Here is a 24,760-nt window from a genome sequence, read left to right on the forward strand (position 1 = left end):
AGCGTCACAGGCGCTACCGGCATCACTCATTCAGCTCCTGCAGGCGCAATAAACGGGCCGCCTCGGCCTCACGCGCGTCGTCGATTTCCCGTATCACGCCTTCCAGATCGACCGGCGGTAAGGTGGATTCAAAGCGGCCGGTGAGTTGGACGTCCGCGTTGAGCTCGCCGTGTTCATACAGCGACCAGATTTCCTGCGCGTATTGCGTGCTTAACAGCGCGGGTTCGAACTGGCCGAAATAGGTGGTCAGGTTGTTGACGTCGCGCGTCAGCATGGCTTGGGCGTGGTTGTTGCCGGCGGCGTCCACCGCTTGCGGCAGGTCGATGATGACCGGGCCGTCTGCGCTGACGAGGATGTTGTACTCGGACAGGTCGCCGTGGATGATGCCGGCGCACAGCATGCGCACGACTTCCATGATCAGGGTGTGATGGTGCTGGCGGGCTTCTTCGGCGGTGAACGACACATCGTTGAGGCGGGGTGCGGCGTTGCCGTCGGCGTCACACACCAGTTCCATCAGCAGCACGCCTTCATGGAAGTTGTACGGCGTGGGCACGCGGACCCCCGCGGCGGCCAGCCGGTAGAGCGCATCGACTTCGGCGCTTTGCCAGGCTTCTTCCTGCTTCTCGCGGCCGAATTTGCTGCCCTTGGCCATGGCGCGTGCCTGGCGGCTGTTCTTGGTTTTGCGGTTTTCGGTGTAGTCGACGGCCTGGCGGAAGCTGCGCTTGTTGGCTTCCTTGTAGACCTTGGCGCAGCGGATGTCGTCGCCGCAGCGCACGACGAACACCATCGCTTCCTTGCCGCTCATGAGCTGGCGTACGACGTCGTCGATCAGGCCGTCTTCGAGCAGGGGTTCGAGTCGCTTATGTGCCTTCATTACCCCGCACCGCCGCCGCTGCCCACGCCGTGGGCGGCGGCGAGCACCAGCGCGTCGAATTCGGCCGCGCCCATCAGGCCGCGCTCGGCGACGATGTCGCGCACCGGGCGGCCGGATTTTTCCGATTCCTTGGCGACTTCGGCGGCCTGGTTGTAGCCGATCCGGGTGTTGAGCAGGGTGGCGAGCGCGACGCTCTGGTGAATGAAGAAGGCGCAGCGTTCGCGGTTGACGACGATGCCCTTGAGGTTCTTTTCGGTGGCGGCGTTCATCGCATTGGTCAGCCAGTCCATCGCGTCGAACAGCGCGGAGCCGAGCGCCGGCATCATCACGTTGAGTTCCATCTGCCCGGCCTGCACCATGTAGGAGACGGCAGCGTCCTGTCCCAGTACCTGGAAGCACACCTGGTTGAGCATCTCGAACATCACCGGGTTGACCTTGCCCGGCATGATGCTGGAGCCCGGTTGCACGGGCGGCAGCTGGATTTCGCCAAGGCCGGTGCGCGGGCCGCTGGCGAGCAGGCGCAGGTCGTTGGAGATGCGCGTGAGTTCCAGCGCCAGATTGCGGATTTCACCCGACAGCCGTGCCAGGTCGTTCATCGACTGCATCTGTGCGACCAGCTGGCCGACGCGGATCGGTTCGCCGGTGAGTGTGGCCAGTTCGGCGGCGACGCGCGCCGGGTAGTCGGGTGAGGTGTTGAGCCCGGTGCCGGCAGCCGAGCCGCCCAGCCCGGTTTCGCACAGAGCGGGGCGCACCGCTTCCAGCGCGCCCGCACAGCGATCCAGCGTCCAGGCATAGCCGGCGAATTCCTGACCGAGCGTGGTCGGCACCGCATCCTGCAAGTGGGTGCGGCCGGATTTCACGGTGTCTTTTTCGCGTTCGGCCAGGCGCGTGAACTCGGTGGCCATGGCATGCACCGCGGCGACCAGACGCGGCAGCTTGGCCAGCACGGTGAGGCGAATCGCGGTGGGGATGGTGTCGTTGGTCGACTGCCCCATGTTGACGTCGTCGTTGGGGTTGACCGGTTTGTAGGCGCCTTTTTCACCGCCCAGTGCCACGTTGGCGAGGTTGGCGATGACTTCGTTGCTGTTCATGTTGTGGCTGGTGCCGGCACCCGCCTGAAAGCGGTCGACGACAAACTGGTCGAGGTGCGCGCCGTCGATGATTTTTTCGCAGGCGGTGACGATGGCGTCGCGCTTGTCTTCACCCAGCCAGCCCGGCTGGCAGTTGGCGCGCGCGGCGGCCAGTTTGATGCGAACATGCGCTAGTACGAAATCCTTATCCGGAAGCCGTCCGGAAATGGGAAAATTGGCAACCGCACGCGCAGTTTGTGCGCCGTACCAGGCCTGCTCGGGAACCTGGACCTCGCCCAGCGAGTCCTTCTCGATACGAAATTCATTCATGACGGAACATCCAATGCAGAACTTACAAAGAAAGCGATTTTATCCGATGTGGCTGGCCGCACTGCTGCTGGCGCTGACTGCATCCTGGGCGCAGGCGGATTTCAGGATGACCGATACCAACGGCAAGACGCATTCGCTTTCGGGTTACAAGGGCAAATGGGTGCTGGTCAATTACTGGGCGACCTGGTGCCCGCCTTGCCTGGAGGAAATCCCCGATTTGATTGCCCTGCACGAAAACAAGAAGAACAACCTGGTGGTACTGGGGATCGCGCTGGATTACCGCAGCGCCAAACAGGTGACGGAATTTGCCGATGGGCTGCTGGTCAGCTATCCGATCGTGCTGGGCAGCCCTAAAATCACCAACCAGATCGGCCCGGTACAGGGCTTGCCCACCACCTATCTGTTCAATCCGGAAGGCAAGATGGTGGCCCAGCAGGTGGGTGCCATCACGCGCGAGTCGGTGGAATCCTTTCTTGCCGACCAGAAAAAAGTCAGCAAAAAATAATCAGCTGTAAACGAGAGACACGATATGCGCCATATCCTGATTGCACTTCTGCTGCTGTTTACTGCACCTGCCTGGGCAGAAACGCGCGATCCCGGAACGCATTTTTTCCAGTCGAATTTCGGCGATCTCAAGGCTGAACTGGCGACCGCCAAAGCGCAGGGCAAAAAAGGCGTCTTCCTGTTTTTCGAGATGGATGACTGCCCCTTCTGCGCCCGCATGAAATCCACCATCCTCAATCAGACCGACGCACAGGATGCGTATCGCGCAGCGTTTCTGGTTTACACCATCGACGTCAACGGCGATTCCGCGCTGACCGATTTCCAGGGTCGGGAAACCACCGAGAAGGCCTTTGCGCTGGAAAACCGGGTGCGTGCCACGCCGACGCTGCTGTTCTTCAATCTCGACGGTAAACTGGTGACGCGGTTTACCGGCCCGACCAAAGACAAGGCCGAGTTTTTATTGCTTGGCCGCTATGTCAGCGATGGGGCGTATGCGACCCGGACGTTCACTCAATACAAGCAAGGAAAATAATGCGTGAAGTCTGGGTCGCATTGCTGGCGTGGACATGGCTCGCTTCCGCTTCGGCTGAGCCGCTGACGCTGGAAGAAGCCCTGGCCACGGTGGCGGCGCCCCATCCCGACCGCCAGATCGCGGAGAGCGATCTGGCACTGGCGCGCGCCGATCGCGACCAGATGGCCAGCATCCAGGATTTCCGTCTGTTTCTCGATGGCACCCTGGCCGGCGGCGAGGGCGAATTCGGCGGCTGGCGTGCCAACAATCTGGGGCGCATCGTCGCGCGCAAGCCGCTGTTCGATTTCGGACGCAGCAGTCAGGCCGTGGCGGCGGCCGACCAGAATGTCGCCGCGAGTCAGACGGCCTTGTTCCATGTGCAGAGCCTGCGCCGCATCGACATCATGGCGCGCTTTTTCGATGTGCTGCTGGCCGACATGCAGTACGCCGCCGACAACGAATTCATGGCGGTGGCGTATGTGTCCTGGGAGAACGCGCAGGATCGCTTCAAAGTGGGGAAAATCAGCCAGCCGGAGCTGGTCAAGCTGGAAGCCGATTTCCAGAATAGTCGCGAGCGCCGCGAGGCCAGCCTGAAACAGGTGCGCAGCAGCCGGCAGAAGCTGGCGCATGCCATGTACCGCCCCGGCAACCTGCCGACCGAACTCGCCGAGCCGGACTTGCCGTCGAATGCCAGTCCGGTTGCGGAATACGAATCCCTGCTGCCCTGGGTCATGGAAAAGAATCCGCGCGTGCAGGTTTTGCAGTCGAAACTTGCTGCGGCCGACGCGCGCATCGCCGCCATGCGTGCCGAAGCGAATCCGATGCTGGATGCCGAAGTGGTGGGTGCCGACTTCAGCCGTATTTCCAACACGCGCGACAACATCAGCGCGGGCGTGGTGTTTCTGATCCCTTTGTATCAGGGTGGACGCGTGGATGCATTGGTAGCGCGCGAGATGGCGCAGAAGGAGCGGAGCGCTGCTGAACTGGAAAAGCTCAAGCTCGAACTGGCCGACAGCCTGCTGCTCACCCTGCAGGAAATCGAATGGCTGCGCAGCAGCGGCCGTGTTGCAGCAGACAAGCAGATCGAATACCGCGACTGGGCGCTGGAGCGTTCGCGCGCCGAATACGAACTCGAATTGAAAACCAACCTGGGTACCAGCATGGCGGATACGCAAGTAGCGGCTTTGCGCCGCAAGCAGGTGGAGTATCAATTGGCCCTGGCGCTGGCGCGACTGGAAGCCATGTCTGGCGGTAGTCTGCCGTCGCTTGAGGGAGCAGCGAAATGATGCAGCGTATGGCCGCCATGATGTTGACGGGATGTCTGGGGGCAGCAGGCAGCCCCTTGTGGGCGGCTGATCCGGTCGAACTCAGCACCCGGGTATCCGGTGTGGTCGAGACCGTGTGGGTCAAGCCCGGTCAGCAGGTAAAGAAGGGAACGGCGCTGTTGCGGCTGGAACGGACGATCCTGCAGGCGCAGCTGGCCGAGGCAACGGCTGAACTGGCGCGGGCGCGGGCGGATGCCGGCGAGGCCAGGCGTGAGCGGGAGCGGGCGCAGGAGTTGTACAAGCGCACGGTGTCATCGACCAGCGAACTCGATGCGGCCATGCTGGCGGATGCGCGGGCGCAAGCGACGCTTGGCGTTGCGAAGGCGCGCAGCGCGATTGCGCAAAAGAACCTGCAGGATGCCGTGCTCAAAGCGCCCTTCGATGGGGTGGTGAAGGCGGTGCCGGGCGGTCCGGGGACGGTGGTGACAGCGGAATGTCAACCCAAACCCCTGATCGTGTTTTCGCCGCAATAAGGGCGCGGCGGCGATTTTCCGGGCGGTAAGGCGCCCGCCAGGCGGCTAGTTGCGCAGTGCCTGGATAAAGCCGTTTTGCAGCAGGTCGTTCACCATGTTTTCCAGCTCGGCGCAGTTGGGCATTTTGCGACATAGTTCGCCGAATGAAATGCCGCCGCCGATGCTGAAAAGAATCTGGCGAAACCGCGGGCGCAGGGTGTGACCCAGATTGAATATTTCGTCCTGGCCTTTTTCGGTGCGGCTCAATTGCATCATCATTTCCATGGTCGTCTCCTTGAAAGTGAGCAGGGTTTGCCCTGTGCCCACTCCCTTGCATAGCCCGTGCCAATCAGGGTGTGATGTGCATCTGATTGATTGTTAACGGTTTTGTGTTTGTTTCCCGGAGGCGGGAAGACTGAAGGCCTTCGCCGTTGCGCCGAAGGGCTGGCAGAAAGTTGAAAAACCGACAGGCCGGCAGGCGTGATTTGTGTGACGGTGGAGCGGATACGTGAGCCGTAACGATACGCGCTGTGCCGGATGGCGACACGCGCGCGTGCTGCGGGATCAGCTGCGTGAGGCGGTGGAGCGCTCGGCTGAACGGGTGCTGGGGACGTAGTCCCAATGGCGTTTCCAGGCGCCCACCACCAGATTGGGATATTCCGGACGCCCCAGGCTGCCATTGAAACGGCCCAGTGCGCGATACAGATCGCCGCGCTCGATGTCGATGTAATGACGCAGGATCAGCGCGCCGTAACGCAGGTTGGTGCGCAGCTGGAACAAGTTGTGATCGGGGTTGCCGATGGCCTTGACCCAGAACGGCATCACCTGGGTGTAGCCGCGGGCGCCGACCGGCGATACGGCGTATTTGCGGAAGCCGCTCTCGACCTGGATCAGCCCGAGCAGCAATTGCGGGTCGACCCCGGCACGCGAGGCCTCCCAGTGCAGGGTGGTGAGAAACTCAAGGCGCTCGGCTTCGTCCGGCATGCGCTTGGCCAGGCGGCGCGACATTTCCTTCAACCAGGCGTTTTCGTCCGCAGCATGGGTAAAAGCAGTGCGGGTGATGGGGGTATCGGCCAGGCCGCGCTGCAGGGATGCGCGCACATTGGCCGACAACGCCTCCTCGCGCTGACCGCCCGCATGGGCGGGCAGGCTCAGCAGCAGGGCGGCGAGCAGCAGTCCGATGTGCTTGGTTTTGTGCATGTCAGCGTTTCAACAATCCTGTCAAAAAATCTTTCGCATCGGCGAGCGCAATTTTTTGCGCTTCGCCACTTTCGCCAGCCTCCGGCCGGCGTGGTTGATACTCGATCACGCCGTCTTTCAGGCCGCGTTCGCCGATCGTAACGCGGTGCGGAATACCGATCAGTTCGGCATCGGCGAACATCACGCCCGGCCGTTCGTCGCGGTCGTCCAGCAGGACGTCGAATCCGGCAGCCGTCAAATCAGCATACAAGGTATCGGCGGCGTTTTTAACCAGCTCGCTCTTGCCGAGGCCGATAGCCACAATCACCAGCAAGAACGGTGCCATGCTCGTCGGCCAGATGATGCCGCGCTCGTCGTGGTGCTGTTCGATGGCCGAGGCCACGATGCGCGAGACACCAATGCCGTAGCAGCCCATTTCCATCGCCTGCGACTTGCCTTCTTCGTCCAGGTAGGTGGCGTTCATTGCCTGCGAATATTTGTTGCCGAGCTGGAACACGTGGCCGACCTCGATGCCGCGGCACAGTTGCAGCGTGCCTTTGCCATCCGGGCTGGCGTCGCCCGGGACAACATTCCTTATATCGGCTACAAAATCGGGTTCCATCAGGTCGCGCCCGAAATTAACCCCGGCCAGGTGGAATTTGGGTTTGTTTGCGCCGCACACGAAATCGCTCATTGCTGCGACTGTGCGGTCGGCAATGACGTGGATGTTCGCGCGATCAATTCCGACCGGTCCCAGGAACCCCGGCGGGCAATCGAAGGCCGCACGGATTTCTGCCTCGCTTGCCAGACGGAATTCGGCCATGCCTTCCAGCTTGCCGAGTTTGACTTCGTTCAGCATGTGGTCGCCGCGCAGCAGCAGGATCACCATTTTGTCACCGGCGCCGTTGTTGACCATTCCGGCGATGAGCTTGACGGTGCGGGCGAGCGGGATGTCGAGCAGGGCGGCGACGTCTTCGCAGGTGGTCTGCTTGGGCGTGTCCACTTCGCGCAGCGTTTCCTGCGGCGCGGCGCGCGGCGCGATGGGTGCAAGCGCCTCGGCCAGTTCGACGTTGGCGGCGAAGTCGGATTCGGGGCAATAGGCGATCAGGTCTTCGCCGGAATCGGCCAGAACATGAAACTCATGTGAACCAGAGCCGCCGATGGCGCCGGTGTCGGCCGCCACTGCGCGGAAAGACAGGCCCAGCCGGGTAAATACGCGGGTGTAGGCGGCGTACATGGTCTGGTAGGTGTCGATCAGGCTGTCGCGGCTGGCGTGGAAGGAATAGGCGTCCTTCATCAGGAATTCGCGCGCGCGCATGACGCCGAAGCGCGGGCGGATCTCGTCGCGGAACTTCATCTGGATCTGGTAGAAGCTGACCGGCAGTTGTCGGTAGCTCTTGATTTCGCGGCGTGCAACGTCGGTGATGACTTCTTCATGGGTGGGGCCGAAACAGAAATCCCGCTCGTGGCGATCCTTGATTTTCAGCATCTGCGGGCCAAACACCGCCCAGCGGCCCGTTTCTTCCCATAATTCGGCCGGTTGAACTGCGGGCATCAGCAGTTCGATCGCGCCGGCGCGGTTCATTTCCTCGCGCACCACCGCCTCCACCCGCCGCAGCACGCGCAAGCCCAGCGGCATCCAGGTGTACAGACCGGAACCGAGACGTTTGATGAGCCCGGCGCGCAGCATCAGTTTGTGGCTGATCAGTTCAGCTTCGGAAGGGGCTTCTTTGGTGGTGGAAATGAAAAACTGGCTGGCGCGCATGGTGGAAACAGGGCAAAAACACGAAGGGCGGCATTTTACCGCGCGGACGTGTAATCTTCCGCGCTCGATTTTGGGGATGGAATGGCCATGCGCTTGAAAATAGGCAAACGCCGGGCAGACGACGCCGGGCTGGAGGTGACCGAGGAACGCGGCATGCGCGTGCTGCATCTGGGGAGCCGCGCGATCCAGAGTGCGATGCGGATCACTCGGCCGTGGGATCTGGAGTTGGCCTATACCCGCGCGATGATGGGCTTCCTGATGTTCAATTCGACGCCGCAAGACGTGTTGATGATCGGCCTCGGCGGCGGTTCGCTCGCCAAGTTCATCCGCAAGCAGCGCCCGCAGACCCATATCACCGCGGTGGAAATCGATCCCCGGGTGATTGCAGCTGCCCGCGCGCATTTCGAGGTGCCGCCGGACGATGAGACGCTGACCGTGGTGGAGGCGGATGGTGCGCTCTACATGCGCCAGCACGCCAGCAGCGCCGACATCATCCTGCTTGACGGCTTCGATTCGGGCAATCAGGTCGAGGCGCTGGCGACGCAAACGTTCTATGCGGCCTGCCGCCGCGCATTGCACCCCGGCGGGGTGCTGGTGGTGAATCTGTGGGGGCGCGACGGTGATTTTGCCGAATACTTTGCGCGGCTGACGCGCGCGTTCGACGGCGAAGTGGGCTGGCTTTCGGTACAGAACAAGACCAACATCATCGTGTATGCCTTTTCCGAGCCGGGTGCGATGGCGCGGCTCGACACCGCCCGCCCGCGGCTGGCCGAACTGTCGACGCGATACGGTCTGGACTTGCGCGGTTTTGCGCGGGATTTTCAGTGGGCGGCGGGGATTGCACCTTTGCTGGATTGACGATCCCAAGCGCATTCGCACGAACATTGCCCAGTCAATTGGGTTGCCAACATTTAGTTCAATATAAACAATGCTTAAGGGCGTTTTTCGCGCCGCGTCCGGTTTGCAATTTCCGGTGGGTGTGAAAGAATGCAGCTAATCAAACTTTACAGATGGTGGCGGCCATGATCGACCGAGAAGGTTACCGCCCGAACGTAGGCATTGTCCTGTGCAATGCGAATAACCAGGTTTTCTGGGGCAAGCGCGTTAATCAGCACGCCTGGCAGTTTCCCCAAGGCGGCATCAACGCCGGAGAAACGCCGGAACAGGCCATGTTCCGGGAGTTGCAGGAAGAAGTAGGGCTGTTGCCCAAACACGTCCGTATTTTGGGACGTACACGTGAGTGGTTGCGTTACGACGTGCCCGCGCATTGGACCCGACGTGACAATCGCGGTCTGTATCGTGGTCAGAAGCAGATATGGTTTCTGTTGCGCTTGACCGGACGCGATTGCGATGTGGCGCTGCGTGCCAGCAGCCATCCCGAGTTCGACGCCTGGCGCTGGAACGAGTACTGGGTTCCGACGGATGCCGTGGTCGACTTCAAGCGGGAGGTCTATCGGCTCGCGCTGGAAGAGCTGGAACGCTTCCTGCATAAGGATGTGCGCCATTTGCGTCCACAGCATCCACGCCGTCCGGGCGATCGACGTGGCGTAGCACTGGATTTGCAGCTCAAGCCCTGACTCCCCGATTGCGGAGGCGTGATGAAGATCTGTGCCTATGCGTCAACCACATTGACCGTCAATCCGGAAACCGAGCCCGGATTGCCTTTGTGGCAAGTCGCGCCTACCCGTGACAGCAACGGACAGCGCCTGACCGATTTCATGATGCTGATTCCGCGCTTGCGCAGCCGCCCGCCCATCGAGATCGAACGGGTTTCGTTGCGGATTCAGTCGATTTTGAGCCGGCATCAGGATGTGGTGTTTGCCGACCTTAATCTGAAATTGAATTTGTTGTGGGTATCGCTACGCCCGCGGCACGGCGCGATCAGCGAACTGGCAGCAGCAATTCGTCTGAATGTCCCCGAAGCTGTGCTTGTCGCTCATTACGTCGAACCTCGCTGAGTCGATCCCGGCGCGTCGCTTCCCAACTCGACAAAAACCGCGAATGTCCATGCAAACGGCATGGAATCCCGCGCATTTCCTACGAACCTCTGAAATTGAGTCCTACCTAATTCGACGGATTTCGTTAAAATGCGCGATTACTTATAAACAACCCGCTGGAGCAAATATGGCCGTTACCGAAACTCAGGTGCACACCGCACTGCAAGCCTTGATTGATCCCAATACCCATAAGGATTACGTCTCGACCAAATCGGCCCGCAACATCAAGATCGACGGCGGCGCCGTTTCGCTTGATATCCTGCTGAGCTACCCCGCGCAGAGCCAGCTGGGCAGCATCAAGCAGCAAGTCGAAGACGGCATCAAGGCCATCGAAGGCGTGACCAGCGCAACCGCCAACGTCAGCTTCAAGATCGTGTCGCACAGCGTCCAGCGCGGCGTGAAGTTGATTCCCAACGTGAAGAACATCATTGCAGTCGCGTCCGGCAAGGGTGGCGTCGGCAAGTCGACTACGGCCGTCAACCTGGCCTTGGCGCTCGCAGCCGAAGGCGCGAGCGTCGGCATGCTGGATGCCGATATTTATGGCCCGTCGCAGCCGACCATGCTCGGCATCACCGACAAGCCTGAGTCGACCGACGGCAAGAATCTCGACCCGCTGGTTGGCCACGGCATTCAGGCGATGTCGATCGGTTTCCTGATCGATGTCGAAACCCCGATGGTGTGGCGTGGCCCGATGGTCACCCAGGCGCTGGAACAGTTGCTCAACAACACCAACTGGAAAGATCTTGATTATCTGGTGGTCGATCTACCGCCCGGCACCGGCGACATCCAGCTGACCCTGGCTCAGCGCGTACCGGTGACCGGCGCGGTGATCGTCACCACGCCGCAGGACATCGCTTTGATCGATGCGCGCAAGGGTCTGAAAATGTTCGAGAAAGTCGGTATTCCGATCATCGGCGTGGTGGAGAACATGAGCCTGCACATCTGTTCCAAGTGCGGCAACGAAGAACGCATCTTCGGCGAAGGCGGCGGCGAGCGCATGTGCAAGGACTATAGCGTCGAGTTCCTCGGTGCCCTGCCGCTTGATGGTGCAATCCGTGCCGATACCGATTCCGGCAAGCCTTCCGTGGTGTCGGATCCGGATGGCCGCGTCACTGAAATCTACAAGCAGATCGCGCGTCGTGTGGCGGTGAAAATCGGCGAAACCGCTGTGGATCACTCCGCCAAGTTCCCCAACATCGTCATTTCCAATACCTGATGAGCATCAAGTCCGACCGCTGGATACGTCGCATGGCGACGGATCACGGCATGATCGAGCCTTTTGAACCCGGTCAAGTCAAAGCGGTCGGCGGCCGCTCGATAGTTTCCTACGGCACGTCCAGCTATGGCTACGACGTGCGCTGTGCAGATGAATTCAAGCTGTTCACCAACATCAACAGCACGATCGTCGATCCCAAGGCGTTCGATCCGAATTCCTTCGTCGAGGTCAAGGGCGAGTCCTGCATCATCCCGCCGAACTCGTTCGCGCTTGCGCGTACCGTGGAATATTTCCGCATTCCGCGCAGCGTACTGACGATCTGTCTGGGCAAGAGCACTTATGCGCGTTGCGGCATCATCGTCAACGTGACGCCGCTCGAACCCGAGTGGGAAGGCCACGTGACGCTGGAGTTTTCCAACACCACGCCGCTGCCTGCACGCATCTACGCCAACGAGGGCGTGGCGCAGATGCTGTTCCTGGAATCCGACGAGATATGCGAAACCTCGTACAAGGATCGTGGCGGGAAATACCAGGGCCAGATGGGCGTCACTCTGCCCAAAATCTGAAGCCGGCAAAGATTTAACCTTCAGGCCGTACAATCCGCGCTTTTCTTTCGGCCTTACAAGGGTTACGCCATGCGCTTTCGTTTTCCCGTCGTCATCATTGACGAAGATTTTCGTTCCGAGAATGCCTCGGGTCTGGGTATTCGCGCGCTGGCTGATGCCATTGAGAAAGAAGGCATCGAAGTGCTGGGCGTCACCAATTATGGCGACCTGACTTCGTTCGCGCAGCAGCAGGCCCGCGCCTCTGCATTTGTACTGTCAATTGACGACGAGGAGCTTGCGGGGAGCGCGGAAGACGCCCAGGCTGCGCTGCAGAAGTTGCGCGCATTCGTTGAGGAAGTGCGCTTCCGCAATGCCGAAATCCCGATTTTCCTGCATGGCGAAACCCGCACCGCGCGCCACATTCCCAACGACATCCTGCGTGAACTCAACGGCTTCATCCACATGCTGGAAGACACACCGGAGTTTCTTGCGCGCTATATCCTGCGTGAAGCGCGCACCTATCTTGACTCGCTGGTGCCGCCGTTTTTCCGTGCGCTGACCCACTATGCTGCCGATGGCTCGTATTCCTGGCACTGTCCCGGCCACTCGGGCGGAGTGGCGTTCCTGAAGTCGCCGATCGGCCAGATGTTCCACCAGTTTTTTGGCGAGAACCTGCTGCGTGCCGACGTCTGCAATGCAGTGGATGAGCTTGGACAACTGCTCGACCACACCGGTCCGGTGGCGGCTTCCGAGCGCAATGCGGCGCGGATTTTCAACTGCGACCATCTGTTTTTCGTGACCAATGGCACTTCGTCGTCGAACAAGATGGTGTGGCACGCCAACATTGCGGCAGGCGACATCGTGGTGGTCGACCGCAACTGCCACAAATCGATCCTGCACGCGATCATCATGTGCGCCGCGATCCCGATTTTCCTGACACCGACGCGTAACCACTACGGCATCATCGGGCCGATTCCGATGGAGGAGTTCCGTCCGGAGAACATTGCGAAGAAGATCGCCGCGCACCCCTTCGCCAAACATGCAAAGGGCGGTCCGCGCATTCTGACGATTACGCAGTCGACCTACGATGGCATCCTGTACAACGTCGACATGATCAAGGAATTGCTTGGCGACACCGTCGATACCCTGCATTTCGACGAAGCCTGGCTGCCGCATGCAACCTTCCACGATTTTTATCGCGGCATGCACGCCATCGGCAAGGATCGGCCGCGTGCCGAAAATGCGCTGGTGTTCGCCACCCAGTCGACCCACAAGCTGCTGGCCGGCTTGAGCCAGGCTTCGCAAATCCTGGTGCAGGATGCGCAGAACCGCAAACTCGACTTTCATCGCTTCAACGAAGCCTATCTGATGCACATGTCGACCAGTCCACAGTACGCGATCATCGCCTCGTGTGACATTGCGGCGGCGATGATGGAGCCGCCCGGCGGCACGGCGCTGGTCGAGGAATCGATCAAGGAGGCGCTCGATTTCCGCCGCGCCATGCGCAAGGTCGATGGCGAATTCGGCGACTCCTGGTGGTTCCAGGTGTGGGGTCCGAACGACTTTGCCGAGGAAGGCATCGGCGAGCGTGACGACTGGGTGCTCACCGCCAACGACCGCTGGCACGAGTTCGGCGATATCGCGCCCGGCTTCAACATGCTCGACCCGATCAAGGCCACGCTCATTACCCCGGGGCTGGATGTGGATGGCGCGTTTGCCGACACCGGTATTCCGGCGCTGATCGTGACCAAATACCTGGCCGAACACGGCGTCATCGTCGAAAAAACCGGGCTGTATTCTTTCTTCATCATGTTCACCATCGGCATCACCAAAGGCCGCTGGAACACGCTGGTGACCGCCCTGCAGCAGTTCAAGTCGGATTACGACCAGAACCAGCCGTTGTGGCGCGTGCTGCCGGAGTTCGTCGTCAAGCACCCGCGCTATGAGCGAACCGGCCTGAAAGAGCTGTGCGACCAGATCCATACGGTCTACAAGGCAAACGACGTCGCTCGCCTGACCACCGAAATGTATCTGTCCGAGATGGATCCGGCGATGAAGCCGGCTGATGCCTTTGCCAAGATGGCGCACCGGGAGATCGAGCGCGTCGAAATCGACAAGCTCGAAGGCCGCATCACCGCCATGCTGGTGACTCCGTATCCCCCGGGCATTCCCTTGCTGATCCCGGGCGAGCGCTTCAATTCCACCATTGTGCGTTATCTGCAATTTACCCGTGATTTCAACGGGCGTTTCCCGGGTTTCGAGACCGATGTGCACGGCCTGGTCGAGAACGGGGGTGAAGGCAAGTATTACGTCGATTGCGTGATCTGCAACGATGCTCCGGATACGCCGTGCGCTTGATTAATCAGGTAAAAAGCGTAATATGCGCAGTCCCCGGTTTGCCGGGGATTGTTTTTTGACTTTGGCTGGTTCAATTCAGGCCAATAACCTTGCTCCACCGCACCGCAGCGGGGGGCTTAACCGAAAGGAATATTAATGCGGCATTATGAAATCGTATTTATCGTTCATCCGGATCAGAGCGAGCAGGTGCCCGCCATGATCGAACGCTATCGCGCCAATATCACTACGCGCGGCGGCAGCATCCATCGTCTGGAAGACTGGGGCCGTCGCCAGATGGCTTACCCGATCCAGAAAATTCACAAGGCGCATTACGTGCTGATGAATATCGAATGCGACCAGGAAACCCTGGACGAACTCGAACATGGCTTCAAATTCAATGATGCCGTGCTGCGTCATTTGACCATCAAGCGTAAAGCTGCCGAGACCACGGCATCGCCGATGATGAAGGAAGAAAAATCGCGCGATATGATGGAAGGCGCCAAGCCTGAATCGGCCAAGGCAGAAATTGCCGCCGAGCAGCCCGCCGAAGCCTGAATGTGTGAATAGGCTGGTCATCAGCGGAACGCTTAACCAGATAGAGACTTTGCGTTACAGCCCGGCTGGCGTGCCGATTGCCGAAGCAGTGGTTCATCACCGCGGCAGTCAGACCCTCGCCAACCAAGCCAGACAGGTGGAATGTGAGTTGACCGTGCAGGCGAGTGGATCGCTGGCAAATCAGCTCACACAACTCACCGTGGGTACGCAGGTCAAACTGGAAGGCGCGTTGAATCGACGCAGTGTGAACAGCCGACAGTTGATCTTGATATTGAATCGAATCGAAAAGGAATAATCATGGCACGTCCCATGGGTGGTAAATCAGGCGGCAAGTTCGCCAAAAAAGGGGGTCGCGACAGCGGCAATCGTGGTCTGTTCAAGCGTCGCAAGTTCTGTCGCTTCACCGTCGACAAGGTGGTTGAAGTTGACTACAAGGACATCGAAGTGCTGAAGGAATTCATCGCTGAAAACAGCCGCATCATCCCGGCGCGTATCACCGGCACCAAGGCGCATTACCAGCGTCAGCTCGGCACCGCGATCAAGCGTGCGCGCTTCCTGGCGCTGATGCCTTACACCAACCTGCACTAAGGAGACGACCATGCAAATCATTCTGATGGATAAGGTCGTCAACCTGGGCAATCTGGGCGATGTGGTCAAGGTCAAGGACGGCTATGCCCGTAATTTCCTGATCCCCTCCGGCCGTGCACGCCGTGCCACGCAGGCCAACATGGATGCGTTTGCAGCGCAGAAAGCCGAACTGGAGCGCGTTGCTGCCGAGAAGCTTGCCGACGCGCAAAGCCGCGGCGAGAAGCTGGAAGGCTTCAGCGTTACGATCAGCCAGAAAGCCGGTGTGGATGGCCGTCTGTTCGGTTCCATTACCAACGCAGACATTGCCGATGCACTGAAAGCACAAGGCCATACCGTTGCCAAGGCGGATGTGCGCCTGCCCGACGGTCCGCTCAAGTCGATCGGCGAATTCAGCGTGGTGTTGGCGCTGCATACCGATGTGACTGCCAGCATCAAGGTAGTGGTGGTCGGCGAGCAGTAAGCACGCCGGATACGTCGAAAAAGGGAGCCGATGGCTCCCTTTTTTATACCGCGTCGTTCAGCCTTTATCCACAGGCTTATCCCTTGGTCGGCACAGGCGCGAAGACTAAAATTCTGCGATGGCCACTATCTACCCCTTATCCGCAAGTTCCGATCCGCAGCTGGCGCAGATGCGCCTGCCGCCCCATTCCCTGGAAGCCGAGCAGGCCGTGCTGGGTGGCTTGCTGCTTGACAACAGCGCGTGGGACCGGATTGGCGATGTGGTATCGGAAAGCGACTTGTACCGCCAGGATCATCGCCAGATCCTGCGTGCGATCGTGCGGCAGATTGCGGAAAACCGACCGGCCGACGCGGTGACGGTGGCGGAGGCGCTGCAGTCAATGGGCCAGCTGGAAAGCGTGGGCGGACTTGCCTATATCGTGGCGCTGGCCAGCAATACGCCATCGGCCGCCAATATTCGCCGCTATGCCGAAATTGTGCGCGAGCGTTCGGTGATGCGTCGTCTTGCCGAAGTCGCGACCGGCATTGCCGATACCGCCTATTCGCCCGGCGGGCGTAGTGCCTCGCAATTGCTCGACGAAGCCGAGGCCAAGGTGTTCGAGATCGCCGAGTCCGGCAGTCGCGGCCAGGTCGGCTTTGTCGAAATCAAGCCTTTGCTGAAAGAGGTCGTCGAGCGCATCGACGAGCTGTATCACCGCGACAACGACTCGGGCATCACCGGCGTGCCGACCGGTTTCCACGATCTGGACCAGAAAACCTCGGGTCTGCAGCCGGGTGATCTGGTGATCGTCGCCGGGCGCCCCTCGATGGGCAAGACCGCATTTTCGATCAATATTGCTGAAAACGTGGCGCTGGATACCGGCTTGCCGGTGGCGGTATTCTCCATGGAAATGGGCGGTGCGCAACTGGTGATGCGGATGATCGGTTCGGTCGGAAAACTGGACCAGCATCGCCTGCGTACCGGAAAACTGGGCGAGGACGACTGGCAGCGGCTCACGTATGCGCTCGGAAAACTCAACGAGGCGCCGGTCTTCATCGACGAGACGCCCGGGCTCAATGTGCTGGAGCTGCGCGCCCGTGCGCGGCGCTTGATGCGCCAGTGCGGCAAGCTGGGCCTGATCGTGATCGACTATTTGCAACTGATGTCGGGCAGCGGCAGCGGCGGCGGCAGCGAGAACAGGGCAACCGAGATTTCCGAAATCTCGCGCGCTCTGAAAGGCCTGGCCAAGGAATTGCAGGTGCCGGTGATCGCGCTGTCGCAGTTGAACCGGGGCCTGGAGCAGCGCCCAAACAAACGCCCGGTGATGTCGGATCTGCGCGAATCGGGCGCCATCGAGCAGGATGCCGACGTCATCCTGTTCATCTACCGCGACGAGGTCTACAACCCCGACACCCAGGACAAGGGCACGGCCGAGATCATCATCAGCAAACAGCGTAACGGCCCGATCGGCACGGTACGGCTGGCGTTCATCGGCGAGTACACGCGCTTCGAATCGCTGGCGCAGCCCGGCTCCTACTGACGTCATGCGGCCCATCCAGGCGCGTATTTCCCTAGGTGCGCTGGCGCACAACCTGCGCGTGGCGCGTGACCACGCGGGCGCGGCGCGCGTATTCGCCGTGGTCAAGGCGAATGCATATGGCCATGGGCTGTCGCGCGCACGGCGGGCGCTGGCTGCAGCCGACGGCTTTGCCGTACTGACACTGGAAGAAGCCGCCAATCTGCGGTTGATGGGTGTGCAGCAGCCCATCCTGCTGCTCGAAGGTCTGTTTGGCGCAGACGAAGTGGCGACCTGCGCCGAGCTGGGTTTGTGGCCGGTGCTGCACCATGTTGCACAGCTCGACTGGCTGCAGCGCCTGCCGCCCGCCCGCCCGCTCCAGGTGTTCCTCAAATTCGATAGCGGCATGCACCGGCTCGGGTTTCCGCTGGCGGATCATGCCGCCATCGTTGCGCGGGTACGCAGCCTGCCCGGCGTGGCCGGAGTCACCCTGATGACCCATTTTGCGCAGGCGGACGAAGCGGCCGGGGTGGACTGGCAATTGCAGCCGTTCCTGAGTGAAGTGGCCGACCACGGCTTGCCCTGGAGCAGCGCCAATTCTGCGGCGCTGCTGCGTTATCCCATCACGCAGGGCGATTGGGTGCGTCCGGGACTGATGTTGTATGGCGCATCGCCCTTTGCCGAGGTGCCTGCCAGCCAATTGGGCTTGCGGCCAGCGATGAGCGTGCACTCTGAAATCATCAGCGTGCAGACAGTGCAGCCAGGCGAAGGCGTGGGCTATGGCCAGTTGTATCGGGCCGAGCAGGCAATGCGGGTGGGGGTGGTGGCATGCGGCTACGCTGACGGCTATCCGCGCAACGCGCCAACCGGCACGCCGATTCTGGTCAACGGCCGTCGCAGCCGCACGCTCGGTCGGGTGTCGATGGACATGCTGAGCGTGGATTTGAGCGAATGTCCCGACGCCGGGGTCGGAACGCCGGTCGAACTGTGGGGTGAGGGGCTGTCGGTAGATTCGGTGGCCGCTGCCGCCCACACCAGCAGTTATGAGTTGCTGTGTGCGCTGGCGGCCCGGGTTGCCGTACAGGAAACCGACTGAGGCGGGTTCAATGCGTGGTGCCGAATGACGGGTCGCGCGTGCCCGGCGGGATCGGCAGGCCGGCATAGTGCGAAGCCTGGGCTACCGGTCCAAGCGGGAACAGGGTGTAGAGATAGCGATGGCCGCCCAATCCGGCAAATTCTTCTTCCAGCGTATGCGTCAGCATACGGGCGTTGATCGTGCCGCCGTGGTCGGCGTAGCAGTCGCGTAAATAGCGGATGATGGCCAGATGGTCGTCGCCGAGTTCCAAGCCATCCTGCTTCGCCAGCGCGATGGCCTGTTCTTCCGACCACGCATCCAGTTCGACGAGATGGCCGCGCATCGAGGCATCGCCGTTTTCCTGCGCAACCAGTTTGTTGATGTCCTGCATGGTGTGCTCCTTGGATGACCGGGGACTTTTTTATAGCGGGTTCCGCTTAAATTCCAAGTGCATCGCCGGGGAGCGCAAAACATTCGAGATGGCGTTCCCCCGCGACAAAAGCCGCGCAGTCGAGCGCCTCGCATGACATATTCAGGGCGTCGGTGAACGCACCCAAATCGGCAATGTCCAGGTAGGTTTCCATCCAGGTCGATGCATCGTCGCAGCGCTGCATGCGTTGGGGCGACTGGCCGCAATGCGGGGCCATCGCAGCCAGCAAAGCGTCGATCCGGCTGCACGCCAGTGTGGCCTGCGCCGGATCGATCCGGTAATAGACATACACGTGCCGCACTTACTCAGGCAGCGTGTAAGGCAAAGGTTTGAGGGTGAGGGCCGCGCCATCGGCGGCTTTCAGATGCAGGGTCTGCGTCGCAGCGCTCTCGACCTGGGCGACCACCAGCACATCGAAGCCACCGCCGGGGGCCGGCGCCGCGTTCGCTACGGTGCCGGTGGACTGGCCTTCGATGTCGGCGCTGTAAAGCGCATCGCCGGGAGCAGCTTCGGCATCGACGTGGGCCAGGAACATGCGACGCTTGAGCTTGCCCAGATACTGGCTGCGTGCAACGATTTCCTGGCCGGGGTAGCAGCCTTTCTGGAAACTCACGCCGCCAATGGCTTCGAGGTTGACCATCTGCGGCACGAACTGCTCCTGGGTTGCGCTGACGATCATCGGAATGCCGGCATTGAGACGCAGCCAGTCCCATACCGGCGCGCCGACCGGCAGGGCGGATGTGCACAGGATCTGCCACACGTCGGCGGCGCGCTCGGGCGTAACCGACAGCACGAACTTGTCCTCGCCGACCCGAATCACCTGGCCGGCTTCAACGGCAAGCGAGCGCATCGCTGCTTCAGGAATCGCGCCCATCGCGGCGGTGACAGCCGTGACGGCTTCCTTGCCCGCAACCACCAGACGTACCCGCTCATCGCTGGCATCGCGCACTTGCACCTTGGCGCGCATGATGAACATGGCGAGGCGTTTCTGCACGCTGGGGAGAATGTCGCCCGATAGTTGCAGACAATAGTCGCCGGCCTGCCGCCACATCAGGAAATTGCCGAGCAGGCGCCCCTTGGGGCTGCAGTAGCCGTTCCATTGCGCGCTGTCGGGATGCAGGCTGCGCACGTCGTTGGTCAGCTGGCTTTGCAGAAATGTGGCCGCATCGTCGCCGCTGAAGGCAATGACGCCGAGTTGCGACAGGTCCGCCACGATGGTGCCATCTGTCGCCGCCGCGCGTTCGCGTGTTGGGTTGCCAAAGTGCAGCACGCTGTGGGCTTCGATCAGCGCGCCTTGGGATTGCAAAAAGGATTTCCAGGATTCGATCACGATACTATTCCGGCAGCTTGAACCCTTGAAAGTGTACACGCGGATGCGCGAGATTGAACTCAAGCCCTCACGTCTGCTGGGGCTGTTGCTGGCCGGCATGATCTTGCTGGCGTGGTTGGCCATTTCGCTCGCTGCGGTGCCCGCCGCTATGCAATGGGTGCTGGCGGTCGGAATAGGGGTCATGCCTGGCTGGGCCTGGCTGCGGGCATCGTGGTTGCCACGGCTGCGGATTGCCGCGGATGGCGCGCTGCAAGTGCTGGACGATACGGACGCGTGGTGCACTGTCGAGGTGCTGGGCGACAGCTTTGCCACAACCGCTTTGATCGTGCTGAGCTATCGCCTGGAAAGGCAAGGTCGCCGCAGCCTGACCCTGTTGCCCGACAGTGCCCCGGCGGACGACTTGCGCCGGCTCAGAGTGGCTCTGCGCTGGATACGCCGCACACGCTCGGACACATCGTCCCCGGACGCGGGTTGAGCACGGTGTTGCCGGCAACCGGCATGGTGTCGGGGTAGTCGCGGCTGAAATGCAGGCCGCGGCTTTCCTGCCGCAACTGGGCTGAGCGAATGATGAGGTCGGCGCTTTGTACCAGATTGCGCAGCTCGATCAGGTCGTTGGTGACGCGGAAGTTGCGGTAGAACTCGTCGATTTCGGCGCGCAACAGGCGGATGCGGTGGGCCGCGCGAACCAGTCGCTTGTTGGTGCGAACGATGCCGACGTAGTCCCACATGAAACGCCGCAGTTCGTCCCAGTTATGCGAGATGACCACTTCCTCGTCGGCGTCGGTGACGCGCGAGGCATCCCATGCCGGCAGTTCCAGTGCAGGTGCCGGCGGCGTATGCAGGATGTCCGCAGCCGCAGCATGGCCGAACACCAGACACTCGAGCAGCGAGTTCGACGCCAGCCGGTTCGCGCCGTGCAGCCCGGTGAAGGTGACTTCGCCGACCGCATGCAGGTTGCACAAGTCGGTGCGGGCGTCGATGTCGGTGACCACGCCGCCGCAGGTGTAGTGCGCGGCGGGCACCACCGGGATCGGCTGCTGGGTGATGTCGATGCCGAGTTCGAGACAGCGGCGGTAGATCGTCGGGAAATGCTCGCGCACGAATTCAGGCGGTTTGTGGCTGATGTCGAGGTAGACGCAGTCAAGGCCGCGTTTTTTCATCTCGAAGTCGATCGCACGCGCCACCACGTCACGTGGTGCGAGCTCGGCGCGTTCGTCATGCAGATGCATGAAGCGGCTGCCGTCGGGTAGCAGCAAATGTCCGCCTTCGCCGCGCACCGCTTCGGTAATGAGGAAGGACTTGGCGTGCGGGTGAAACAGGCAGGTGGGGTGAAACTGCACGAATTCGAGGTTGGCGACGCGGCAACCTGCGCGCCAGGCCATGGCAATGCCGTCGCCGGTCGAGGTGTCGGGATTGGTGGTGTAGAGGTAGACCTTGCCGGCGCCGCCGGTAGCCAGCACGGTATGGCCGGCGGCAAAGGTTTCGACTTCGCCGGTGTCCTTGTTGAGGGCATAGGCGCCGTGGATTTGCCGGTCGGAGCCGCCGGCACGCTTGCCGCTGATGAGATCGATGGCGACGTGCTGTTCGAAGGTGTCGATGTTGGGATGGGCGCGTACCTTGTCGAGCAGGCTGGTCTGCACGGCATGGCCGGTGGCGTCGGTGGCGTGGACGACACGGCGCTGCGAATGGCCGCCTTCGCGCGCAAGGTGCAAGCCGCCCGGCGTGGCCGGATCGGGGGTGAAAGCGACGCCGTTGGCAGTCAGCCAGGCGATCATCTCGCGCGCCTGGCTGGCCACCCGGTGGGTGACAGCCTCGTCGCACAGCCCGCCGCCTGCAATCAGGGTGTCACGTACATGGGCCTCAACCGAATCGCCGGTGTCGACTGCCGCCGCGATGCCGCCCTGCGCCCAATCGCTGGCGCCGTCGGTCATCTGCCGCTTGGTGACGATTGCAATCCTGCGCTGATCGGCCAGCTTGAGCGCGGTAGTCAGCGCGGCGAGGCCGCTGCCGAGGATGAGGACATCGTATTTATGCATGGTGGCGGGGGATGATAGCAGGCTCATACCGGGCAAGAATAACCCGGTTCGGGATGAACTTTTTCATTGCAGCAGGCTCAGAGGTCCGGAATGTGCGGTCACGTATACTTCCAACCACAATAAAAGCAGCTAGGGAGTTATGTCGGATCGCGAACTGGATCAGGTGTTGGTCGAACGCGCCCAGCAAGGGGACAAGCGGGCATTCGAGTTGCTGGTGATCAAGTATCACCGCAAGCTTGGACGTTTGCTGTCGCGCATGGTGCGCGATGCGGCCGAGGTAGAAGACATCACGCAGGAGGCCTTCATCAAGGCCTATCGTGCGTTGCCGGGCTTTCGTGGCGAGAGTGCGTTTTATACCTGGCTGTATCGTATCGGCGTCAATACGGCCAAGAACTATCTGGTGGCACGCAAGAAGCAGCCAGTGTCGTCGGATGTGCAGGCGGACGATGCCGAAAACTATGAGGACGGCGATTTGTTGCGTGAAATCGCTACACCGGATGCGGAACTTCAAACCAAACAAATCGCCCAAGCAGTGAATGAAGCGGTCGACGCCTTGCCCGAGGAACTGCGTACGGCCATTACGCTGCGCGAGATCGAGGGCATGAGCTACGAGGACATCGCGCAGATGATGGACTGCCCGATCGGCACGGTTCGTTCGCGGATTTTCCGTGCGCGCGAGGCGATTGCAACCAGGATACGCCCGATGTTGGGCACCAGTCAGGATAAAAGGTGGTAACCATGTCAGCACTTCGTAAACCCGATTTCTCATCCCAGATCGACGACGACAAGCAGCTGCTCTCTGCGCTGCTGGACGGTGCGGCGTCCGACGCTGAAACCGAGGCGTGTATCGCGGCCTTGAAACGCGATGAAACCTTGCGACAGGACTGGTCCGAATATCACCTGATTGGCGACCTGATGCGCGGGACAGCTCTGCTGTCGGATGATTTCATGACGCGCTTTTCTGCGCAGTTGGCGACTGAGCCGACGGTGCTCGCGCCGCGGCGTAGCGTGTGGCCGCAACGCGTGGCCGTCGCCTCGTTTGCTTCGCTTGCCGTGTGGGGCATGGTGTCGCTCAGTAACTGGCAACAGGATGCGCCGGCGAGCGCACCGATGGCGGCGGCGCCAAATTTGCAGATGGCCGAGCAGGCCAGCGCACAGATGCGCGATGAAGCGCGCCTGGCGCCTTATCTGGTGGCGCATCAGGAGTTTGCTCCGATGGCCGTGGCCTCGCCCTATCAACGTACGGTCGCGCTTGCGGAGGAACCGCGTTGATGCGGACATTTGGGGTGGATTGGCTGGGCGACAACAGGTTCGTCGTGTTTGCGGGGCTGCTGACGCTGTCTGCGTGGGCACTGACGGGAACGGCGCATGCCGATGTTGCACTCGAATGGCTCAAGCGGGCAGAAGCCGCTGCCAGGCAGCAAAATTACAGTGGTGTGTATGTCTATCACCATGGCGAACACATGGAAGTGTTGCGCGTTTTGCATCGCGTCGACGCGAAAGGGGAACAAGAGAAAGTCGAGGTGCTGGATGGCATTCCGCGCCAGTTTTTGCGCATCAACAACGATGTGTACTGCCATTTCCCAGGCGGCAAACAGGTTCGACTGGAGCGCAACGCGCCGCGCCGTTTTTTTCCCGCCCTGCTGCCTGCCAACCCCGCCGGCTTGCTGGAGTACTACAACGCGAAACTGGGCGGGGCCGAGCGGGTGGCGGGACGCCCCAGCCAGGTGATGTTGCTGGAGCCGCGTGATGGCTATCGTTATGCCTACAACCTTTGGCTCGACCGGCAGACCGGTTTGCCGCTCAAGTCCCGCATCGTGAACGGCAATGGCAATGTGGTGTCGATGTACGTCTTCTCGGAAATCCAGATTGGCAAGGCCCCGGACGCCCAGTATTTCCAGAATGATCTAAGCGGGAAAGTCATCCAGCGCGCAAGCCTCGATCAGGCTGTCAGTGTGGATTGGAAAATTACACCGCCGCCCGGTTTTGTCCAGGTGCAGGCAGCGGTGCGCGCACTGCCGGGCAAGCAGATGCCGGTCACCCATCTGGTGTATTCCGATGGACTGAGTGTGTTGTCGATGTTCCTCGAGCCGGTCAACCCGCAGATGCCGAAAATGCAGGGGCTGGCAGATGAGGGTGCGATCGGAGTGTATGCGCGCGAGGTGGCGGGTTATTCGGTGACCACGCTGGGCGAGGTGCCGAACGCTGCCCTGATCGAAACCGGTAACTCGGTGGAAAAACAATGAGCCAGACCATGCTTGAGCAAACCGTCGAGGTGATCAAGACTGCGTCGGACGGTATCTGGGTTCAGGCGGTCGAGCCCTCGGGGTGCGGAACCTGTGCGGGCCAGGGGTGTTCGTCGCGACGGATCGCCGAACTGTTCCAGCGCAAACCCCGCTTGTTTCGGGTGGATTGCGACCTGGCGCTGGCGCCGGGTGATCGTGCAGTAGTCGGGATCGCCAATGGCAGTGTGCTGAATGCTGCGCTGCGAGCCTACGGCCAGCCCCTGGCGTTGATTTTGGCCGGTGCATTGCTGTCGCAGGCAATCACGCCGGGTGATGGCTCCGCATTGCTTGGCGCTTTGATGGGCGCTGCAGCCAGCTGGGTATGGGCGCGCAACAGTCAGGCCGCGCGTCCGGTTGTGCTGCGGCGGGAAGAGATGATTCATTTGATGAAAGGATAGAGT

General features: G+C 61.2%; 30 protein-coding genes. 21 read left to right on the forward strand and 9 right to left on the reverse strand.

Going from position 1 to position 24,760, the window contains the following annotated elements:
- Positions 1 to 22 precede the first annotated feature (22 nt).
- Positions 23 to 874, reverse strand: coding sequence for a PA4780 family RIO1-like protein kinase (locus tag IV098_RS04765; RefSeq protein WP_296886675.1), 852 nt, complete (start codon positions 872 to 874; stop codon positions 23 to 25).
- Positions 874 to 2,274 carry an aspartate ammonia-lyase gene (locus tag IV098_RS04770; protein WP_296886676.1) on the reverse strand — a complete coding sequence of 467 codons (1,401 nt, stop codon included), beginning with the start codon at positions 2,272 to 2,274 and terminating at the stop codon, positions 874 to 876. The genes IV098_RS04765 and IV098_RS04770 overlap by 1 nt, the downstream gene beginning before the upstream one ends.
- A gap of 13 nt (positions 2,275 to 2,287) precedes the next feature.
- On the opposite strand from IV098_RS04770, the gene IV098_RS04775 reads away from it, so the two are divergent.
- Genes IV098_RS04775 through IV098_RS04790 form a run of 4 tightly spaced genes read left to right on the forward strand, consistent with a single transcriptional unit; the run spans position 2,288 to position 5,087 of the window.
- Positions 2,288 to 2,779, forward strand: a complete 492-nt coding sequence (locus IV098_RS04775; protein ID WP_296886677.1) for a TlpA disulfide reductase family protein — start codon at positions 2,288 to 2,290, stop codon at positions 2,777 to 2,779.
- A gap of 24 nt (positions 2,780 to 2,803) precedes the next feature.
- On the forward strand, positions 2,804 to 3,310 hold the full coding sequence (locus IV098_RS04780; protein ID WP_296886678.1) for a thioredoxin family protein: 507 nt from the start codon (positions 2,804 to 2,806) through the stop codon (positions 3,308 to 3,310).
- Entirely contained in the window at positions 3,310 to 4,575 is a 1,266-nt protein-coding gene (locus IV098_RS04785; RefSeq protein WP_296886679.1) for a TolC family protein, read from the forward strand. Before IV098_RS04780 ends, IV098_RS04785 begins: the two co-directional genes overlap by 1 nt.
- A complete protein-coding gene (locus IV098_RS04790) occupies positions 4,572 to 5,087 on the forward strand; it encodes an efflux RND transporter periplasmic adaptor subunit (RefSeq protein WP_296886680.1) in 516 nt (171 codons plus the stop codon). The genes IV098_RS04785 and IV098_RS04790 overlap by 4 nt, the downstream gene beginning before the upstream one ends.
- A gap of 45 nt (positions 5,088 to 5,132) precedes the next feature.
- On the opposite strand, the gene IV098_RS04795 is transcribed toward IV098_RS04790, so the two are convergent.
- The 3 genes from IV098_RS04795 to IV098_RS04805 form a co-directional block, all read right to left on the reverse strand.
- Positions 5,133 to 5,351: a hypothetical protein gene (locus IV098_RS04795; protein ID WP_296886681.1), complete on the reverse strand. Its 219-nt coding sequence runs from the start codon at positions 5,349 to 5,351 to the stop codon at positions 5,133 to 5,135.
- 279 nt (positions 5,352 to 5,630) lie between these two features.
- A complete protein-coding gene (locus IV098_RS04800) occupies positions 5,631 to 6,266 on the reverse strand; it encodes a lytic transglycosylase domain-containing protein (RefSeq protein ID WP_296886682.1) in 636 nt (211 codons plus the stop codon).
- A 1-nt stretch (position 6,267) separates the two neighbouring features.
- Positions 6,268 to 8,010: a proline--tRNA ligase gene (locus IV098_RS04805; RefSeq protein ID WP_296886683.1), complete on the reverse strand. Its 1,743-nt coding sequence runs from the start codon at positions 8,008 to 8,010 to the stop codon at positions 6,268 to 6,270.
- Between the two features lie 87 nt (positions 8,011 to 8,097).
- Between IV098_RS04805 and IV098_RS04810 the strand changes: the two genes are divergently transcribed.
- From IV098_RS04810 to alr, 12 genes are all read left to right on the forward strand, one after another.
- Entirely contained in the window at positions 8,098 to 8,868 is a 771-nt protein-coding gene (locus IV098_RS04810) for a polyamine aminopropyltransferase (protein WP_296886684.1), read from the forward strand.
- Positions 8,869 to 9,032: 164 nt separating this feature from the next.
- A complete protein-coding gene (locus IV098_RS04815; RefSeq protein ID WP_296886685.1) occupies positions 9,033 to 9,587 on the forward strand; it encodes an RNA pyrophosphohydrolase in 555 nt (184 codons plus the stop codon).
- Between the two features lie 21 nt (positions 9,588 to 9,608).
- Positions 9,609 to 9,968: a hypothetical protein gene (locus tag IV098_RS04820; RefSeq protein WP_296886686.1), complete on the forward strand. Its 360-nt coding sequence runs from the start codon at positions 9,609 to 9,611 to the stop codon at positions 9,966 to 9,968.
- 166 nt (positions 9,969 to 10,134) lie between these two features.
- Positions 10,135 to 11,223 carry an iron-sulfur cluster carrier protein ApbC gene (gene apbC / locus IV098_RS04825; protein ID WP_296886687.1) on the forward strand — a complete coding sequence of 363 codons (1,089 nt, stop codon included), beginning with the start codon at positions 10,135 to 10,137 and terminating at the stop codon, positions 11,221 to 11,223.
- Positions 11,223 to 11,789 (forward strand): dCTP deaminase, encoded by a 567-nt coding sequence (dcd, locus tag IV098_RS04830; RefSeq protein ID WP_296886688.1) that lies wholly within the window; start codon positions 11,223 to 11,225, stop codon positions 11,787 to 11,789. Before apbC ends, dcd begins: the two co-directional genes overlap by 1 nt.
- Positions 11,790 to 11,858: 69 nt before the next feature.
- A complete protein-coding gene (locus IV098_RS04835) occupies positions 11,859 to 14,126 on the forward strand; it encodes an arginine/lysine/ornithine decarboxylase (protein ID WP_296886689.1) in 2,268 nt (755 codons plus the stop codon).
- A gap of 135 nt (positions 14,127 to 14,261) precedes the next feature.
- Complete coding sequence (gene rpsF / locus IV098_RS04840; RefSeq protein ID WP_296886690.1) at positions 14,262 to 14,660, forward strand: 30S ribosomal protein S6; 399 nt, start codon at positions 14,262 to 14,264, stop codon at positions 14,658 to 14,660.
- A 4-nt stretch (positions 14,661 to 14,664) separates the two neighbouring features.
- Entirely contained in the window at positions 14,665 to 14,955 is a 291-nt protein-coding gene (gene priB, locus IV098_RS04845; RefSeq protein WP_296886691.1) for a primosomal replication protein N, read from the forward strand.
- Between the two features lie 2 nt (positions 14,956 to 14,957).
- Positions 14,958 to 15,248: a 30S ribosomal protein S18 gene (gene rpsR / locus IV098_RS04850; RefSeq protein WP_296886692.1), complete on the forward strand. Its 291-nt coding sequence runs from the start codon at positions 14,958 to 14,960 to the stop codon at positions 15,246 to 15,248.
- Between the two features lie 10 nt (positions 15,249 to 15,258).
- Positions 15,259 to 15,708 (forward strand): 50S ribosomal protein L9, encoded by a 450-nt coding sequence (gene rplI, locus IV098_RS04855; RefSeq protein WP_296886693.1) that lies wholly within the window; start codon positions 15,259 to 15,261, stop codon positions 15,706 to 15,708.
- A 118-nt stretch (positions 15,709 to 15,826) separates the two neighbouring features.
- Positions 15,827 to 17,227 (forward strand): replicative DNA helicase, encoded by a 1,401-nt coding sequence (dnaB, locus tag IV098_RS04860; RefSeq protein WP_296886694.1) that lies wholly within the window; start codon positions 15,827 to 15,829, stop codon positions 17,225 to 17,227.
- A gap of 4 nt (positions 17,228 to 17,231) precedes the next feature.
- On the forward strand, positions 17,232 to 18,299 hold the full coding sequence (alr, locus tag IV098_RS04865) for an alanine racemase (RefSeq protein WP_296886695.1): 1,068 nt from the start codon (positions 17,232 to 17,234) through the stop codon (positions 18,297 to 18,299).
- A gap of 7 nt (positions 18,300 to 18,306) precedes the next feature.
- On the opposite strand, the gene IV098_RS04870 is transcribed toward alr, so the two are convergent.
- Genes IV098_RS04870 through IV098_RS04880 form a run of 3 tightly spaced genes read right to left on the reverse strand, consistent with a single transcriptional unit; the run spans position 18,307 to position 20,038 of the window.
- Positions 18,307 to 18,669: a TusE/DsrC/DsvC family sulfur relay protein gene (locus IV098_RS04870; RefSeq protein WP_296886696.1), complete on the reverse strand. Its 363-nt coding sequence runs from the start codon at positions 18,667 to 18,669 to the stop codon at positions 18,307 to 18,309.
- 46 nt (positions 18,670 to 18,715) lie between these two features.
- Positions 18,716 to 19,009 (reverse strand): DUF4936 family protein, encoded by a 294-nt coding sequence (locus IV098_RS04875; RefSeq protein ID WP_296886697.1) that lies wholly within the window; start codon positions 19,007 to 19,009, stop codon positions 18,716 to 18,718.
- Positions 19,010 to 20,038 (reverse strand): folate-binding protein, encoded by a 1,029-nt coding sequence (locus IV098_RS04880; RefSeq protein WP_296886698.1) that lies wholly within the window; start codon positions 20,036 to 20,038, stop codon positions 19,010 to 19,012.
- 31 nt (positions 20,039 to 20,069) lie between these two features.
- Here IV098_RS04880 and IV098_RS04885 point away from each other — a divergent pair, with 31 nt between their 5' ends.
- A complete protein-coding gene (locus IV098_RS04885; protein WP_296887075.1) occupies positions 20,070 to 20,513 on the forward strand; it encodes a protein YgfX in 444 nt (147 codons plus the stop codon).
- Here the strand turns inward: IV098_RS04885 and nadB are convergent.
- On the reverse strand, positions 20,449 to 22,074 hold the full coding sequence (nadB, locus tag IV098_RS04890; protein ID WP_296886699.1) for an L-aspartate oxidase: 1,626 nt from the start codon (positions 22,072 to 22,074) through the stop codon (positions 20,449 to 20,451). The genes IV098_RS04885 and nadB overlap by 65 nt on opposite strands.
- Positions 22,075 to 22,213: 139 nt before the next feature.
- On the opposite strand from nadB, the gene rpoE reads away from it, so the two are divergent.
- Genes rpoE through IV098_RS04910 form a run of 4 tightly spaced genes read left to right on the forward strand, consistent with a single transcriptional unit; the run spans position 22,214 to position 24,757 of the window.
- Entirely contained in the window at positions 22,214 to 22,810 is a 597-nt protein-coding gene (gene rpoE, locus IV098_RS04895; protein WP_296886700.1) for an RNA polymerase sigma factor RpoE, read from the forward strand.
- A gap of 2 nt (positions 22,811 to 22,812) precedes the next feature.
- Positions 22,813 to 23,346, forward strand: coding sequence for a sigma-E factor negative regulatory protein (locus IV098_RS04900; RefSeq protein WP_296886701.1), 534 nt, complete (start codon positions 22,813 to 22,815; stop codon positions 23,344 to 23,346).
- Positions 23,346 to 24,320 (forward strand): MucB/RseB C-terminal domain-containing protein, encoded by a 975-nt coding sequence (locus tag IV098_RS04905; RefSeq protein ID WP_296886702.1) that lies wholly within the window; start codon positions 23,346 to 23,348, stop codon positions 24,318 to 24,320. The genes IV098_RS04900 and IV098_RS04905 overlap by 1 nt, the downstream gene beginning before the upstream one ends.
- Positions 24,317 to 24,757, forward strand: coding sequence for a SoxR reducing system RseC family protein (locus IV098_RS04910; RefSeq protein ID WP_296886703.1), 441 nt, complete (start codon positions 24,317 to 24,319; stop codon positions 24,755 to 24,757). The genes IV098_RS04905 and IV098_RS04910 overlap by 4 nt, the downstream gene beginning before the upstream one ends.
- The last annotated feature ends 3 nt before the right edge of the window (positions 24,758 to 24,760 follow it).

The organism is Thiobacillus sp. (assembly GCF_018780105.1).
Taxonomy (GTDB): Bacteria; Pseudomonadota; Gammaproteobacteria; order Burkholderiales; family Thiobacillaceae; genus Thiobacillus.

Excerpts from the sequence above, each read along its gene's own strand:
- IV098_RS04800 (WP_296886682.1), bottom strand. The coding sequence starts at position 6,266 with ATGCACAAAACCAAGCACATCGGACTGCTGCTCGCCGCCCTGCTGCTG.
- rpsR (WP_296886692.1), top strand. The coding sequence starts at position 14,958 with ATGGCACGTCCCATGGGTGGTAAATCAGGCGGCAAGTTCGCCAAAAAA.
- IV098_RS04790 (WP_296886680.1), top strand. The coding sequence starts at position 4,572 with ATGATGCAGCGTATGGCCGCCATGATGTTGACGGGATGTCTGGGGGCA.
- IV098_RS04910 (WP_296886703.1), top strand. The coding sequence starts at position 24,317 with ATGAGCCAGACCATGCTTGAGCAAACCGTCGAGGTGATCAAGACTGCG.
- IV098_RS04870 (WP_296886696.1), bottom strand. The coding sequence starts at position 18,669 with ATGCAGGACATCAACAAACTGGTTGCGCAGGAAAACGGCGATGCCTCG.
- IV098_RS04785 (WP_296886679.1), top strand. The coding sequence starts at position 3,310 with ATGCGTGAAGTCTGGGTCGCATTGCTGGCGTGGACATGGCTCGCTTCC.
- IV098_RS04815 (WP_296886685.1), top strand. The coding sequence starts at position 9,033 with ATGATCGACCGAGAAGGTTACCGCCCGAACGTAGGCATTGTCCTGTGC.
- IV098_RS04775 (WP_296886677.1), top strand. The coding sequence starts at position 2,288 with ATGCAGAACTTACAAAGAAAGCGATTTTATCCGATGTGGCTGGCCGCA.
- rplI (WP_296886693.1), top strand. The coding sequence starts at position 15,259 with ATGCAAATCATTCTGATGGATAAGGTCGTCAACCTGGGCAATCTGGGC.
- IV098_RS04795 (WP_296886681.1), bottom strand. The coding sequence starts at position 5,351 with ATGGAAATGATGATGCAATTGAGCCGCACCGAAAAAGGCCAGGACGAA.
- nadB (WP_296886699.1), bottom strand. The coding sequence starts at position 22,074 with ATGCATAAATACGATGTCCTCATCCTCGGCAGCGGCCTCGCCGCGCTG.
- dcd (WP_296886688.1), top strand. The coding sequence starts at position 11,223 with ATGAGCATCAAGTCCGACCGCTGGATACGTCGCATGGCGACGGATCAC.
- IV098_RS04820 (WP_296886686.1), top strand. The coding sequence starts at position 9,609 with ATGAAGATCTGTGCCTATGCGTCAACCACATTGACCGTCAATCCGGAA.
- IV098_RS04780 (WP_296886678.1), top strand. The coding sequence starts at position 2,804 with ATGCGCCATATCCTGATTGCACTTCTGCTGCTGTTTACTGCACCTGCC.
- IV098_RS04810 (WP_296886684.1), top strand. The coding sequence starts at position 8,098 with ATGCGCTTGAAAATAGGCAAACGCCGGGCAGACGACGCCGGGCTGGAG.
- dnaB (WP_296886694.1), top strand. The coding sequence starts at position 15,827 with ATGGCCACTATCTACCCCTTATCCGCAAGTTCCGATCCGCAGCTGGCG.
- alr (WP_296886695.1), top strand. The coding sequence starts at position 17,232 with ATGCGGCCCATCCAGGCGCGTATTTCCCTAGGTGCGCTGGCGCACAAC.
- IV098_RS04835 (WP_296886689.1), top strand. The coding sequence starts at position 11,859 with ATGCGCTTTCGTTTTCCCGTCGTCATCATTGACGAAGATTTTCGTTCC.
- IV098_RS04900 (WP_296886701.1), top strand. The coding sequence starts at position 22,813 with ATGTCAGCACTTCGTAAACCCGATTTCTCATCCCAGATCGACGACGAC.
- rpsF (WP_296886690.1), top strand. The coding sequence starts at position 14,262 with ATGCGGCATTATGAAATCGTATTTATCGTTCATCCGGATCAGAGCGAG.
- rpoE (WP_296886700.1), top strand. The coding sequence starts at position 22,214 with ATGTCGGATCGCGAACTGGATCAGGTGTTGGTCGAACGCGCCCAGCAA.
- IV098_RS04770 (WP_296886676.1), bottom strand. The coding sequence starts at position 2,274 with ATGAATGAATTTCGTATCGAGAAGGACTCGCTGGGCGAGGTCCAGGTT.
- IV098_RS04905 (WP_296886702.1), top strand. The coding sequence starts at position 23,346 with ATGCGGACATTTGGGGTGGATTGGCTGGGCGACAACAGGTTCGTCGTG.
- IV098_RS04765 (WP_296886675.1), bottom strand. The coding sequence starts at position 874 with ATGAAGGCACATAAGCGACTCGAACCCCTGCTCGAAGACGGCCTGATC.
- apbC (WP_296886687.1), top strand. The coding sequence starts at position 10,135 with ATGGCCGTTACCGAAACTCAGGTGCACACCGCACTGCAAGCCTTGATT.
- IV098_RS04805 (WP_296886683.1), bottom strand. The coding sequence starts at position 8,010 with ATGCGCGCCAGCCAGTTTTTCATTTCCACCACCAAAGAAGCCCCTTCC.